Consider the following 14,388-nt stretch of genomic DNA (forward strand, 5'->3'; position numbering starts at 1 on the left):
AATTTTTGCGACAAAGCAGTTTTATACCTCGTGAAAACGATAACCTACACCATAAAGTGTTTCAATCATTGCAAAATCATCATCCACTTGTTTAAATTTTTTACGCAGACGCTTAATGTGACTATCAATGGTGCGATCATCTACGTAGACCTGATCACTATAGGCAGCATCCATTAAAGCATCACGACTTTTTACAACGCCTGGTCTTTGTGCGAGGGTTTGCAGAATCAAAAATTCTGTAACAGTTAAAATAACAGGTTTATCTTTCCATGTACAGGTGTGACGTTCTTGATCCATCACAAGATCTCCACGTTTGAGAGAAGAGGTGGAAGCAGTTCCTGTAGCAAGCGGTTGGTTACGTGCATTAGAACGGCGCAAAATAGCTTTCACACGCTCAATGAGAAGACGTTGGGAGAAAGGTTTTGTAATAAAATCATCAGCTCCCATTTTAAGACCAAATAATTCATCAATTTCATCATCTTTAGACGTAAGAAAAATAACAGGAAGATCAGATTTTTGACGTAAACGACGCAAGAGCTCCATCCCATCCATTCGGGGCATTTTAATATCAAAAATAGCTAAATGTGGGGGGTGAAGTGTGAGACCTTTGAGTGCGGATGCTCCATCTGTATAGCTTTCAACCCGATATCCTTCTGTCTCAAGCGCAAAAGATAGAGATGTCAAAATATTGCGATCATCATCAACAAGTACAATCGTTTGCGTGATTGTTGGTGTATCTTTCATGGTTTCTTAGACCTTTCTATTGCTGTGGTAGCAAATTACCCACACTTATTTTATATGGGAGTTCTCATTTTTTTTGCAAAACAAATATGATACAAATTGTAGCAAAGTAAAAAACCTTTTATCATTCCTGTAAAATCTTGTTTTGCTTTCATAATTTATAATGTTTCTACGTCTATTAAGATCCCTTAGTTTGAGAGAAAATTTGCATAAAGGCTTTTTTTATTAAAATTTATTGCAAAGTTTATTATTGTCTTTGTCCCAAAATTGAACAGGCTTAGTTTTGATTGTTGAAGTTTAGAAAATCCGCCTATGTGTTTTAAGAGCAAAGAAAAGAATGTGGCAATATATGCACAAAAATTTGTTTCTGCTATACGAAAGGAGGTCATAATGGGATTTTTTAATTTTATTAAAACTGTAGGGGAAAAGTTAGGTATAGGGGACCATGAACCAAAAGAAAAAGACTTTAAGGCCGCATTTAATCATTTTCAACTCGATACAGAAAAAGTCAATATTCAAGTTGAAGACGGTAAAGCTATTTTAAGCGGTGAGGTTCCAGATAGGGAAACACTTGAAAAGGCACTTCTGGTTGTTGGCAATTCACAAGGTATTTCTTCTGTGGATGTTGAGCAATTAAAGGTTATCGATACGACGCCTAAAAAAACTTCTCGTTTTTACGAGGTTAAATCTGGTGATAATCTTTGGAAAATCGCTGAGGAGGTTTATGGAAAAGGCCAAGGTGATAAAAACACATTTATTTTTGAGGCCAATAAACCAATGCTAAAATCTCCTGATAAAATTTATCCTGGACAAGTTTTGCGTATTCCTGAAATTGATCATATTTAACGCATCAAAAAGGATAATTTTTGCTTATGTTATGGCATTAAACAAAATGAAGAAGCGTAAAAATTCACGCTTCTTCATTTTATAAAATTGTGTGTTTATAATAAAAGAGCTTAGTGGACAGGAGTGGATTGAGAAGGGAAGGTTGTTTTCATAGCGTTTACAGAGAAATCAACATTAATGGTTCCTGCGTTCTCAAATGTCAATTTTGCGCTAATTTTATCACCTGGCTTGAATGGTTGTGAAAGTCCCATAAACATAATATGATCACCACCAGGTTTAAGTGTGATTTCGCCATTTCCCGGAATTTCGATGCCATTATGCAGTTTTTCCATTTTCATAATATCATTAACAACTGTCATAGTATGCATTTCTGTTGTTTTTACGCCATTTGTGGCAATAGAAACTAAGCGGTCTGGGATATTATTGTGATTAATAATATAGAGATAACCGCTACTAACTTTTGCGCCTTTAGGTGTTTCGCGTGCCCAAGGATTGAGAATTTCTATGTCACCAAGTTTGTATTGCTGAGCACTGGCTGGTAGAGTTATACCGGCAAAGAGAAGAGTATACACGATATTTACGATAACCTTTTTGTATGAATATTGTGTATGTATTGTATTCTTAAAGATGAGATTTGTTATTTTCTTGATAATAGATGTCACCATTGATTCACCCTCCTTCATAAGATTTACACTTTGAATTTCTTTTATTTTAGAGATTTTTTATTTAAAATAAAAGAAAAGAATTGCTCAAATAAAATTGATTTAAATATGGAAATAGAAATCATAGAGCTCTTGGATCTTAAAGGAAAACAGTAAGGTTTACAAAGACAAAACATCTCTCAACATTTCCGTGGTTATCTCACAAAATTATTTGTAAATGGTAAAGTTTTATGATCCACCACTATTTTACTGAATAAAAATACAATACACAAAGCTCATATACTTGATCAAATCCTAGTGTTACGACAGCTCTTGATGCTTTAAGGCGTTTATACAGAGGCATTTTATATATTTTCAAATTTCAGAAGGATACAGTTAAAAAAAGCTTTTATGTCAGTATTTCTTAATTCATGATGAGAAATCAAGAACGCGTGTGTAATTATTCTCTTTATTTTTATAGACAGATATGGTTGTGGAGAATTGCAAGAAAATATATTATGATCTCAAGTCTTTCATAAAGATGGTATTTATAGATCAGTTAGAGACCCTATTTTAAAAGAATTTTTTTATTTTGGAGATGTTTCTCTCATTATTCTCTTGTAGCAATAAAATCCTGTTCTTATATACGAGGCAGCGAGGCTTGTTGCGACTTGCGGTTTGTTATTTATGTTGCTTAAAGCAGGATACGGGCTTTGAGTGTTATGAGGAGCTATCTTAAAAAGATGCTTTATGAAGGTTGAGGTAGCTTGCTGAATGGAGATTATAATATGGCAAAAGTAATTGGTATTGATTTAGGAACAACGAACTCTTGTGTGGCTGTGATGGATGGCAAAAACGCAAAGGTTATCGAAAACTCAGAAGGAGCGCGAACAACACCTTCCGTTGTTGCCTTTACTGATGGGGGAGAGCGGCTTGTTGGACAGCCTGCTAAACGGCAGGCGGTAACAAATCCTGAAGGAACAGTCTTTGCAGTGAAACGTTTGATAGGCCGCCGTTTTGATGACCCTATGGTTGAAAAAGATAAAGCACTTGTGCCTTATAAAATTGTTAAAGGTGACAATGGCGATGCATGGGTTGAAGAAGCGGGTAAGAAATATTCTCCATCGCAAATTTCAGCTATGATTTTGCAAAAGATGAAGGAAACAGCAGAATCTTATCTTGGTGAAAAAGTTGAACAAGCAGTTATTACTGTTCCTGCCTATTTTAATGATGCACAACGTCAAGCAACTAAAGATGCGGGTAAAATTGCTGGACTTGAAGTTTTACGGATTATTAATGAGCCAACTGCTGCTGCTTTAGCTTATGGTTTGGACAAAAAGGATGGAAAAACAATTGCTGTTTACGATCTTGGTGGTGGTACATTTGATATTTCAGTCCTTGAAATTGGAGATGGTGTTTTTGAAGTTAAATCAACTAATGGGGATACCTTCTTAGGGGGGGAAGACTTTGACATGCGCTTGGTTGGTTATTTTGCCGATGAATTCAAAAAAGAGCAAGGAATTGATCTGAAGAATGATAAGCTTGCTTTACAGCGCTTAAAAGAAGCGGCAGAAAAAGCAAAGATAGAGCTTTCTTCATCACAGCAAACAGAAATCAATTTACCATTTATCACGGCAGATCAATCAGGTCCCAAGCACTTAACAATGAAATTGACTCGGGCAAAATTTGAATCTCTCGTTGATGATTTAGTGCAGCGTACCATCGAGCCTTGTAAAGCTGCATTAAAAGATGCTGGATTAAAAGCTGGTGAGATTGATGAAGTTGTTTTAGTGGGCGGGATGACCCGTATGCCCAAGATTCAGCAAGTTGTGCAGAGTTTTTTTGGCAAGGATCCACACAAAGGTGTTAATCCCGATGAAGTGGTTGCAATGGGTGCTGCTATTCAAGGGGGGGTCTTACAAGGCGATGTCAAAGACGTATTGCTGCTAGATGTAACACCTTTATCCTTAGGGATTGAAACATTGGGGGGAGTTTTCACACGTCTCATTGAGCGCAATACCACTATCCCGACGAAAAAATCGCAAGTTTTTTCAACAGCTGATGATAACCAGAGTGCTGTGACGATTCGCGTTTTCCAAGGTGAACGAGAAATGGCCAGTGATAATAAGTTATTGGCTCAATTTGATCTTGTTGGTATTCCTCCAGCACCGCGTGGGATACCTCAAATTGAAGTTACTTTTGATATTGATGCAAATGGTATTGTTAATGTTTCAGCCAAAGATAAGGGAACGGGTAAAGAGCATCAAATTCGTATTCAGGCATCTGGTGGTTTAAGTGATGCTGATATTGAAAAAATGGTGCAGGATGCAGAAGAACATGCAGCTGAAGATAAAAAACGCCGTGAAGGTGTTGAAGCCAGAAATCAGGCAGAGGCTCTTATTCATTCAACGGAAAAATCACTCAATGAATATGGCGATAAAGTATCAGCTGAAGAAAAGGGACAGATTGAAACAGCAATATCTGATTTGAAATCTGCGCTTGAAGGCAGTGATACGGAAGAAGTAACAACAAAAATGCAAAAATTAGCAGAAGTCAGTATGAAGCTTGGACAGGCTATGTATGAAGCGTCACAAGCAACAGGCACTGATACTGAAACAGAGACAAAGGATGATGATGTTGTCGATGCTGATTTTGAAGAAGTTAATGATAAGAAGAAATAGTGTCAGCATATGTATTGATTAATTTAATAAACCCGGCCTTTGAAATATAAGGCTGGGCTTTGTTATTTGAGATAAGTTGCAACTTTGTTGTTAAAAATATAAATTAAAAGCGATATTATCCGTAAAGATGGATGATAAAAAAACTATCAGGAATACATGATGAAGGTTGATTATTATGAAATTCTTGGCGTGACTCGTGAATGTGATGATAAAAAATTAAAATCTGCTTTTCGTAAGTTGGCAATGCAATATCATCCTGATCGCAACGCTGGGGATAAAGAGGCAGAGCGAAAATTCAAAGAAATTGGTGAAGCCTATGAAGTTCTGAAAGACCCACAAAAGCGTGCTGCTTATGACCGATTTGGTCATGCGGCCTTTGAAAATAGCGGTGGTCAAGGGGGAGGAAATCCCTTTAGCGGTTTTGCTGCGGGTGGTGGATTTGCTGATATTTTTGAAGACTTTTTTGGTGAGATGATGGGAGGGGTACACCGCAAGCGTGGTGATGGTCGCGAACGTGGTGCAGATCTGAGTTATAATATGGAAGTGACCTTAGAAGAGGCATTTTCAGGAAAAACAGCAGAAATTAATATTCCTAGTTCCGTCACGTGCGATGTTTGTGAAGGTTCAGGAGCAAGAAAGGGCTCTAGTCCGCAAGTTTGTGGAACATGTCATGGATCTGGTCGTGTACGTGCTGCACAAGGTTTCTTTTCTATTGAGAGAACATGTCATACATGTCATGGACGTGGTGAAATGATTATGGATCCATGCCCCAAATGTCAGGGGACACGACGCATAGAGAAAAATCGTTCATTGAGCGTGAATGTTCCAGCTGGTATTGAAGATGGGACGCGTATTCGTCTTTCTGGTGAGGGAGATGCTGGTATTCGGGGTGGCCCCAATGGTGACCTTTATATTTTTCTTTCCGTTAAACCGCATGAATTTTTTCAGCGAGAAGGGGCAGATCTTCACTGTCGCGTTCCTATTTCAATGGTAACAGCGGCTTTAGGAGGAGAGTTTGAAGTTTTAGACCTTGATGGTGTTAAAGCACGTGTTAAGATTCCTGAAGGGACACAAAATGGACGTCAATTCCGCCTTAAGGGAAAAGGCATGCCCATGTTGCGCCGTCAGCAAACAAGGGGTGACCTTTATATCCATATCACGATTGAAACACCGCAGAAACTCACGCCAGAGCAACGTGAACTATTGAAAAAATTTGAAAAGCTCTCAAATCATGAGAATTCACCACAATCACATGGTTTTTTTTCACGTATGAAAGAATTTTTTGAAAATATTTCTGGTTAAAATAGCTGAATGCTTTCAGAAAATGAGAAAACACTGTTGGAAGGTTATTTTTCATTAAACTTTCTATTATCTCATCATCTTTGAAAAGCATTCTTTTGACTTGAAAAGAAAAGAGAGAAACAATTAATTTAGTGTAAGTTCCCGCTGTGGAGAGTTTTTGCATTTCATGGATAAGTCTTGCTTTTGAATGTCTATAACATTTTAAAAAGGGCTTATCCATATAAAGATGCAATTGAATGATTGATAATATTTCCAGTGTTAACGGCATTGATCTTGTTGTGCTGTAAAAGATCGTCATTTAAGATAGTGATACAAGATATATAAGTCTCTTGTACACATGAAGTATTTTTAGACGTGCGTGGTTATTAGACTTGTTTGGAGAGTCTTAAGTGAATCAATCACATGAGCGGACATCTGGTGGAACCAGCCCAATAAGAATCCAGATTATTTACAAATAAAACCTCTTAAGAATCTTCTTCTTTACAGGAGAGGAAGAAGCCGAGCATTTAAAATTTTGTGTTTATTTTTCTTTTCTATGATTTTTTCACTCAAAGCCCGTTTTAAAGCTCCATAATAAGACTACAATAATATAATCTCTCATTACTGATTGTATAGGCGCTATTTTCATGTTCTTAACCACAGTTTCCTCTAAAATATAGATCATTTTAATTGGATAAACGCTACACTATGATTATAAACCAATAGTATATGACTTCATATACCAGTTTCATTTTTAATGTGAAAGACAATGGTTTTTATTGATTTGGAATTTGAGAGTTAAAATGACAAAACATTCTTCTATTCAGCTCTCTTATTTTTGACGATATAAAAAGCTAAAATATCATTATAAGAAAATTTTATTTTTATCTTACGAAATCAATAGTTGTATATATTCTTATTCATTGTTAAGTGTCCATAAAGGTAAACGAATGAGTTGATTGTACAGCGTAGCTTAAAAATTTTATTCTTCAGTTTTATACATAAGTTATAAAATAATGACGTTTTTTGCGCTTATTTTGTTTAATTTTTCTCTGTTAATTTTATTGAGGAAGTTGTTTTATTATTTCATCTCGTTATTACCTTTTCGTAATTTGAAGGAAAATTGACGATTTTTAGGGGGATGGATAGAGTAAAGCGTTGTTTTATTGTTTTCACTTTTTCTAAATTTTACTAAGAGATAGTAAAAAGTGATGAGGAGGCTCTATTAATGGATGATGCTAAAAACAGTGCTGTCGATGTTTTGGAAAAACAAGCAGCATTTTTATCGTCTGCTTTACCTTATATGCAAAAATACGAAAATGAAACGGTTGTGGTAAAATATGGCGGTCATGCTATGGGTGATCCTGCTTTGGGGCGAGCATTTGCGCGTGATATTGCTCTATTAAAGCAATCAGGGATTAATCCTGTTGTTGTTCATGGTGGTGGACCTCAAATTGCTGAAATTTTAATGAAAATGGGGATTAAATCACGATTTGAAAACGGTTTACGGGTAACCGATGAGCGGATCGTTGAAGTGGTTGAAATGGTTTTAGCGGGTTCTATTAATAAGGAAATAGTTGCTCTCATCAATGCTGAGGGTGAATGGGCAATAGGGCTGTGCGGTAAGGATGGCAATATGGTTTTTGCCGAAAAGGCTTATAGAACTGTCATTGATCCTGATTCGCATATTGAACGTGTTCTAGACTTGGGGTTTGTTGGTGAGCCTATTGAAGTTGATCGTAGATTGCTGGATCTTTTAGCCTGTTCTGAAATGATACCGGTTCTTGCTCCTGTGGCTCCAGGACGGGATGGTAAAACCTATAATATTAATGCTGATATTTTTGCTGGAGCTATTGCCGGTGCATTAGAGGCCAAACGTCTTTTATTCCTCACGGATGTTCCTGGTGTTTTGGATAAACAGGGTAAATTTTTAAAAGAATTGACAGTTTCTGAAGCTGAGAAACTTATCAAAAATGGAACAATTTCAGGAGGCATGATTCCAAAAGTAGAAACTTGTGTGAAAGCCCTTCAAAATGGTGTGGAAGGTGTTGTCATTTTAAATGGAAAAACCCCTCATTCTGTTTTACTAGAGCTGTTTACCGAACAGGGAGTTGGAACGCTTATTGTTTCATAAATTGTACGGAAAAGAGGAGGAGAAGGCTTTTCATGACGAATATCAAACAGTTTAAATATCCTTTATTAAGTAAACCAGAATTGGCAATATTTGCTGCAACGATATTGTGGGGCATCACATTTTTAGTGGTTCACATCGCGGTGCGCTATAGTGGTCCTCTGTTTTTTGTTGGATTCCGTTTTATTGTTGCATCCTTGATATGTGGAACAATTTTTTGGCGTTCTATAAAAGATATGACTGTTTATGAAGTTTTTGCTGGGATGGCAATTGGTTTAGCCATGTTTTTGGGTTATGCTTTGCAAGCAGCTGGACTTCAAACGATTATTAGTAGTCAGTCGGCTTTTATTACAGCGCTTTATGTTCCGATGGTTCCAATCTTGCAATGGATTGTTTTTAAAAAACCTCCCCGTTTTGCCGGTTGGGTTGGTATTGTTTTCGCTTTTATCGGGCTTGTACTTGTTTCAGGACAAAAACCGGGAAGTTTTGATTTTTCAAGAGGCAAAATTTTGACTTTGTTGGGCGCTTTAGCGATTGCTGGAGAAGTCATACTTATCGGAATTTTTGCCAACAAGGTTGATAGTCGGCGTGTGACCATTATCCAATTATTCTTCAGTGGTTTTTTTTCATTTGCTTTTATGCTTTTGATGGGTGAAAGCATTCCTGAATTTTCGTGGGTATGGTTTAGTATCGGTATGGGATTGGCACTCATGAGTGCGATTATTCAATTGGCTATGAATTGGGCACAAAAGTCTATTTCCCCTACGCGTGCAACACTCATTTATGCAGGTGAACCGGTATGGGCTGGTATCGTTGGGCGTTTGGCTGGAGAGCATTTATCTCCTTTAGCTTTATTGGGTGGTTTGCTTATTCTGATTGGGATCATTTTTGCTGAGTTACAACCTTCACAATGGCGTAAAAAAAATAAAGCAATTGAAACAATTGATTAGCGATTCACCTTCCTATGATGATTTTATTGCATGAGTTTTTTGCTTGCAGAGTTTTCATTTTTGAGGCTTTTTAAAAATATAAAGATGATTAAAAGGCTTTATAAACTGTTCCTGCTTTTGTATGCAAAATTGGATCCAAAATATTTGTTTGCTTAACCTCTGAGAAGGAAAGTCAAACCTCATTGAGGCAGAGCATGAAGTGGTAAAGACAAAAACCAATCCTCATCTTTACGGTTATTTTAAAATTTGGCTTTACAACTTTCAAAAAACATCCAAGATAATATCTGTAATGGAAATTATGCATTGCCGCATGTTATTTCTTTTGTTCTTTCATAGAATTATGATTTTCATGCAAAATAGAACGCCCAAAGTAGTCCCCCATAATGTTGTTCATTGCTACGCTTTTTAAAAGAACACTAAAAATCACAGAGCATCACCATTTTACTTAAAATAAAAGGCGCCAGCATTTTCTTTATCAGTTTCCTTACGACAGCCTTTAGCATTTGAAAGAGAATGAAGCATTTTTATTCATTTCTTAAACGATTGTATCGACATAACAGCCATGTTTGTATTGGGGAAGAGAAAAAATTTAATTGATTCACTATGAAAAAGTTTAAAATGAAAGAGGTTAGCGATATTCAGAGTTTTCATTTAAATTGCAAAACAATAAACGATCATTTATAAATCAATGTGTTATCCACTGGTTCGAAGAGGATTGATGTTTTTATCTTTAATGGAACACGAAAGGAGTTGTATAAAAGGTACATAAAAACTCTACTCAATAAAACTTATTTCTAAAGTTTTAAACGTTGAGAAGAAAACTGTCCCTTTCAACATGCATTTATTTTATATAGGATTGCTCAAAAAGCAGATTATTGCGTACAAATAAAAAAGCATTTCTTGCAAATTTTATTGAAAGTTTAAGGAACATACGCAGCCACCCTATATTCCTGTAATACTTTGATTTATAATGCTAATATAGCATTATTCACATTGAATTAAAATCCTGAATATCGTAAAACTTTTTCATGTTAAATCAGTTCAAATCATTTTCTTTTACCTCATAAGTAGGTGAGCCATGCGGTTAAAACTGTACAAGAAAGGCATGCCTCCTATACATTCTTTTAAGTGCCAAGGATCATAGCAACATTGGAGGTTAGCAAAGTGTGTTATGGCACGTACCGGCTTATCCAGCCTATGAGTCTATCAAACAAAATGTGAAAAGATCATTTTAGTCCCTTTGGTATTTAATTTAGTAGATAAAAGCCTTATTTTTTAGGCTATGAGAAGTTGTGTTTTGAGAAGCTCTTTTGATTAATATTCTTTTGAAAGGTTCTCGATAGAACATAATTGGTCTTTGCGTTTTGTATTATTCTTTGCTAAATCGCCTTATATGACAATAGATCGTAATTATATTCGTAATTTTTCCATCGTGGCACATATTGATCACGGCAAGTCCACTTTAGCGGATCGTTTGATTCAAATGACAGGGGGGCTTGAGATCCGCGAGATGAAAGAACAAGTGCTTGATTCCATGGATATTGAGCGTGAACGTGGGATTACCATTAAAGCACAAACGGTACGTTTACACTATAAAGCAAAAAATGGTGAAACCTATATTTTAAATCTTATGGATACACCAGGTCATGTGGATTTTGCTTATGAAGTTTCGCGGTCACTAGCAGCGTGTGAAGGTTCACTATTGGTGGTAGATGCGAGCCAAGGTGTAGAGGCACAGACATTAGCAAATGTTTATCAAGCTATTGATAATTCCCATGAGCTGGTGGTTGTGCTTAATAAGGTTGATCTCCCTGCGGCAGAACCTGAGTGTGTAAAAGAACAAATTGAAGATGTGATAGGTATCGATACATCGGAGGCTGTGGAAATATCAGCAAAAACAGGCTTAGGTGTTCCTGATGTTTTAGAAGCAATTGTTGCACAATTACCACCCCCCCATACTGGTGATGTTAACAAGCCTTTAAAGGCGATGTTGGTTGATAGTTGGTATGATGCATATCTTGGTGTCATCGTTTTGGTAAGGGTGATTGATGGTGTTTTGAAAAAATGTCAAACCATTCGCATGATGGGGACAGGAGCAAAATATCCCGTTGAGCGCGTTGGTGTTTTTACTCCCAAAATGGTTCAAGTTGATGAATTGGGGCCAGGCGAGATTGGCTTTATAACCGCTTCTATTAAGGAAGTTGCAGATACGCGGGTTGGTGATACCATTACGGAAGAACGCCGCCCTTGTGAAGAGGCCTTGCCGGGTTTTAAGCCTGCCCAACCTGTTGTTTTTTGTGGACTCTTTCCCATAGATGCTGCCGATTTTTATGATTTGCGTGCAGCCATGGGTAAATTACGCTTAAATGATGCGAGTTTTTCTTTTGAAATGGAAACATCTGCGGCTTTGGGGTTTGGTTTTCGGTGTGGCTTTTTAGGGCTTCTTCATCTTGAAATTATTCAAGAGCGGTTAGAGCGTGAATTTAATTTGGATTTAATTGCCACTGCACCTTCGGTTGTTTATCGCATGAATATGAATGATGGTTCTGTAAAGGAGCTTCATAATCCAGCAGATATGCCTGATGTGGTTAAAATTTCTTCCATCGAAGAACCGTGGATTAGAGCGACAATCATGACTCCTGATAGTTATCTTGGGTCAATTTTGGAACTTTGCCAAGAGCGGCGCGGGATACAGGTTGGTTTATCTTATGTTGGAACGCGTGCTATGGTGACATATGATTTACCACTCAATGAAGTCGTTTTTGATTTTTATGATCGCGTAAAATCAATTTCAAAGGGGTATGCTTCTTTTGATTATCAGATGACGGATTATACAGAGGGGGATTTAGTTAAAATGTCTATTTTGGTGAATGGAGAACCTATTGATGCATTATCGATGCTTGTACACCGCACGATTGCAGAAAAGCGCGGGCGTTCCATGTGCGAAAAACTGAAATATCTTATTCCTCAGCATATGTTTCAGATTCCAATTCAAGCGGCTATTGGTGGTAAAGTTATAGCGCGTGAAACAATTCGTGCTTTGCGTAAAGATGTAACAGCAAAATGTTATGGGGGCGATGTCACGCGTAAGCGCAAACTTTTAGAAAAGCAAAAAGAAGGTAAAAAACGGATGCGTCAATTTGGAAAGGTAGAAATTCCACAGTCTGCTTTTATTCAAGCACTCAAAATGAGTAAATAACAAAATAAGGGAGGATCCTCCCTTATTAATTTTAATTGCATTTTTTTAGTTTTTTTATTGGCTAGAGTTTTTTAAAACTGCACTTTAATGGCGCAAAAGATCATTAATGGATGTTTTTTCTCGTGTTTTTTGATCAACACGTTTCACTATAACAGCACAATAAAGATTTGGGCCTGCTTCACCATTGGGCAGTGGTTTACTGGGGAGAGAACCTGGAACCACAACAGAATAGGGGGGAACTTCTCCTATAAAAATTTCACCGGTTGTACGATCAATAATCTTGGTGGATTTTCCAATAAAAACGCCCATTCCTAAAACAGCGCCTTCACGAATAATACAGCCTTCAACCACTTCAGAGCGTGCACCGATAAAACAATGGTCTTCAATAATGGTTGGATTGGCTTGCAGTGGTTCTAAAACACCACCAATTCCAACACCACCAGAAAGATGAACATGTTTGCCAATTTGTGCGCAAGAACCAACGGTTGTCCATGTATCAACCATTGTGCCCTCATCGACAAAAGCGCCAAGATTGACAAAGGAGGGCATGAGTATGACGTTTGGTGCAATATAGGCAGAATGGCGTACAATCGCTCCAGGAACGGAACGGAACCCCGCTTTTTGAAAGTCTTCTTCTTGCCAATCAGAAAATTTCGAAGAGATTTTATCCCACCAATATGATTGATTACTACCACCAGAAATGATATGCATAGGATTGAGGCGAAAAGAGAGAAGGACAGCTTTTTTCAACCATTGATGAACATGCCATTGTCCATTTTTTTGACATTCTGCAACACGAACTTCTCCCTTATCAAGAAGGTTTAATGCATGTTCGACACTCTCACGAATTTCCCCCTTTGTTGTCGTATTGATAGAATTGCGGTCGTCAAATGCTTTTTCAATAATCATTTCAAGTTGTGTGAGATGAGTCATGACCAGAGTTCCATTAAACAAGTTGAAAGCTTCAAGATTTATTACTCTCTATGAACTACGCGAAGAAATGTGTTCAGTCAATAAAACGATAGGAAATCGGACGAGTGTATGAAAAAAGATTATAAAAAAACGCGGGGTAAAACAGAACAATTGGACACCACTTCTCCATGCAAAGGATGTTCTACAACAGGTAAAAAAAGCCTCTGATTCAGCACAAATGCGTTCATCTACTTATCGTTTGGCTTATATCGATGAAGAGTTTATGATGCGTCCAGAACTACGCTCACAAAGGATTGCTCTTGAGTTTTTAAAACCGGAAATAACTTTACAAGAATATGATATTCAATCAACCGTTGTTTTATTTGGTGGTGCGCGGATTCCTGAATCTGGACAAGCAGCATGGGCAGCAAAAAATGAAACACAAAAGAGAAATTTACACGCTATGTCCCATTACTACGATGAGGCAAGGGAATTTGCACGTTTATGTTCACGCTATTCTGCTATGACAGAATATCGTGAATTTGTCGTTGTCACAGGGGGCGGACCAGGGATAATGGAAGCAGGAAATCGTGGTGCCATTGATGTTGGTGCACCAACTGTTGGTTTGAATGTTGTTTTACCTCATGAGCAGAAGCCTAATCCTTATGTAACGCCGCATTTATGTTTTAATTTTCATTATTTAGGGATGCGAAAAATGCATTTTCTCATGCGGGCAAAGGCATTAGTGATTTTTCCTGGAGGATTTGGGACTTTAGATGAGCTGTTTGAGACATTAACTTTAATACAGACAAGGCGTATGAAACAGATACCGATTTTACTCTTTGGCAAAGAATTTTGGGACAATGCGATCAATTTTGATTATTTATCAGTGCAAGGTACAATTTCTCCCTCTGATATTGATTTGGTAAAATTTGTCAATACTGCAGCAGAAGCTTTTGAAGAAATTCGTTCCTTTTATAAGCTTCCTTAATTGCTCTTTAAGAAG

The 14,388-nt window shown here is 37.2% G+C and carries 9 protein-coding genes and 1 pseudogene; 7 read left to right on the forward strand and 3 right to left on the reverse strand.

The annotated features are described in order from the left end of the window. Window positions 1-21: 21 nt before the first annotated feature. The gene (locus tag HWX04_RS01045) at window positions 22-744 is read right to left on the reverse strand and encodes a response regulator transcription factor (RefSeq protein ID WP_175868393.1); all 723 of its coding nucleotides are present in this window, start codon (window positions 742-744) and stop codon (window positions 22-24) included. A 387-nt stretch (window positions 745-1,131) separates the two neighbouring features. Between HWX04_RS01045 and lysM the strand changes: the two genes are divergently transcribed. Beyond that, window positions 1,132-1,587 (forward strand): peptidoglycan-binding protein LysM, encoded by a 456-nt coding sequence (gene lysM / locus HWX04_RS01050; RefSeq protein ID WP_175868394.1) that lies wholly within the window; start codon window positions 1,132-1,134, stop codon window positions 1,585-1,587. Window positions 1,588-1,697: 110 nt separating this feature from the next. Here the strand turns inward: lysM and HWX04_RS01055 are convergent, their stop codons facing one another. After that, a complete protein-coding gene (locus tag HWX04_RS01055) occupies window positions 1,698-2,252 on the reverse strand; it encodes a copper chaperone PCu(A)C (RefSeq protein WP_175868395.1) in 555 nt (184 codons plus the stop codon). Between the two features lie 764 nt (window positions 2,253-3,016). Here HWX04_RS01055 and dnaK point away from each other — a divergent pair. From dnaK to lepA, 5 genes are all read left to right on the forward strand, one after another. Further along, window positions 3,017-4,909, forward strand: a complete 1,893-nt coding sequence (gene dnaK / locus HWX04_RS01060; RefSeq protein WP_175868396.1) for a molecular chaperone DnaK — start codon at window positions 3,017-3,019, stop codon at window positions 4,907-4,909. Window positions 4,910-5,068: 159 nt separating this feature from the next. Then, complete coding sequence (gene dnaJ, locus HWX04_RS01065; RefSeq protein ID WP_175868436.1) at window positions 5,069-6,211, forward strand: molecular chaperone DnaJ; 1,143 nt, start codon at window positions 5,069-5,071, stop codon at window positions 6,209-6,211. Between the two features lie 1,207 nt (window positions 6,212-7,418). Then, on the forward strand, window positions 7,419-8,324 hold the full coding sequence (argB, locus tag HWX04_RS01070; protein WP_175868397.1) for an acetylglutamate kinase: 906 nt from the start codon (window positions 7,419-7,421) through the stop codon (window positions 8,322-8,324). 32 nt (window positions 8,325-8,356) lie between these two features. Further along, complete coding sequence (locus HWX04_RS01075) at window positions 8,357-9,271, forward strand: DMT family transporter (RefSeq protein ID WP_175868398.1); 915 nt, start codon at window positions 8,357-8,359, stop codon at window positions 9,269-9,271. A 1,393-nt stretch (window positions 9,272-10,664) separates the two neighbouring features. Next, window positions 10,665-12,470 (forward strand): translation elongation factor 4, encoded by a 1,806-nt coding sequence (gene lepA / locus HWX04_RS01080; RefSeq protein ID WP_175868399.1) that lies wholly within the window; start codon window positions 10,665-10,667, stop codon window positions 12,468-12,470. Window positions 12,471-12,554: 84 nt separating this feature from the next. On the opposite strand, the gene dapD is transcribed toward lepA, so the two are convergent. Continuing rightward, window positions 12,555-13,403, reverse strand: a complete 849-nt coding sequence (dapD, locus tag HWX04_RS01085; RefSeq protein ID WP_175868400.1) for a 2,3,4,5-tetrahydropyridine-2,6-dicarboxylate N-succinyltransferase — start codon at window positions 13,401-13,403, stop codon at window positions 12,555-12,557. Window positions 13,404-13,511: 108 nt separating this feature from the next. Here dapD and HWX04_RS01090 point away from each other — a divergent pair. After that, window positions 13,512-14,373 (forward strand): annotated as a pseudogene (locus HWX04_RS01090) (LOG family protein). The last annotated feature ends 15 nt before the right edge of the window (window positions 14,374-14,388 follow it).

Origin of the sequence: Bartonella gabonensis, from assembly GCF_903679515.1 — a bacterium.
GTDB classification, from domain to species: domain Bacteria; phylum Pseudomonadota; class Alphaproteobacteria; order Rhizobiales; family Rhizobiaceae; genus Bartonella; species Bartonella gabonensis.

Bases quoted from the DNA above. Each gene is read 5' to 3' on its own strand.
- HWX04_RS01045 (WP_175868393.1), bottom strand. From the start codon at position 744: ATGAAAGATACACCAACAATCACGCAAACGATTGTACTTGTTGATGAT.
- lysM (WP_175868394.1), top strand. From the start codon at position 1,132: ATGGGATTTTTTAATTTTATTAAAACTGTAGGGGAAAAGTTAGGTATA.
- HWX04_RS01055 (WP_175868395.1), bottom strand. From the start codon at position 2,252: ATGGTGACATCTATTATCAAGAAAATAACAAATCTCATCTTTAAGAAT.
- dnaK (WP_175868396.1), top strand. From the start codon at position 3,017: ATGGCAAAAGTAATTGGTATTGATTTAGGAACAACGAACTCTTGTGTG.
- dnaJ (WP_175868436.1), top strand. From the start codon at position 5,069: ATGAAGGTTGATTATTATGAAATTCTTGGCGTGACTCGTGAATGTGAT.
- argB (WP_175868397.1), top strand. From the start codon at position 7,419: ATGGATGATGCTAAAAACAGTGCTGTCGATGTTTTGGAAAAACAAGCA.
- HWX04_RS01075 (WP_175868398.1), top strand. From the start codon at position 8,357: ATGACGAATATCAAACAGTTTAAATATCCTTTATTAAGTAAACCAGAA.
- lepA (WP_175868399.1), top strand. From the start codon at position 10,665: ATGACAATAGATCGTAATTATATTCGTAATTTTTCCATCGTGGCACAT.
- dapD (WP_175868400.1), bottom strand. From the start codon at position 13,403: ATGACTCATCTCACACAACTTGAAATGATTATTGAAAAAGCATTTGAC.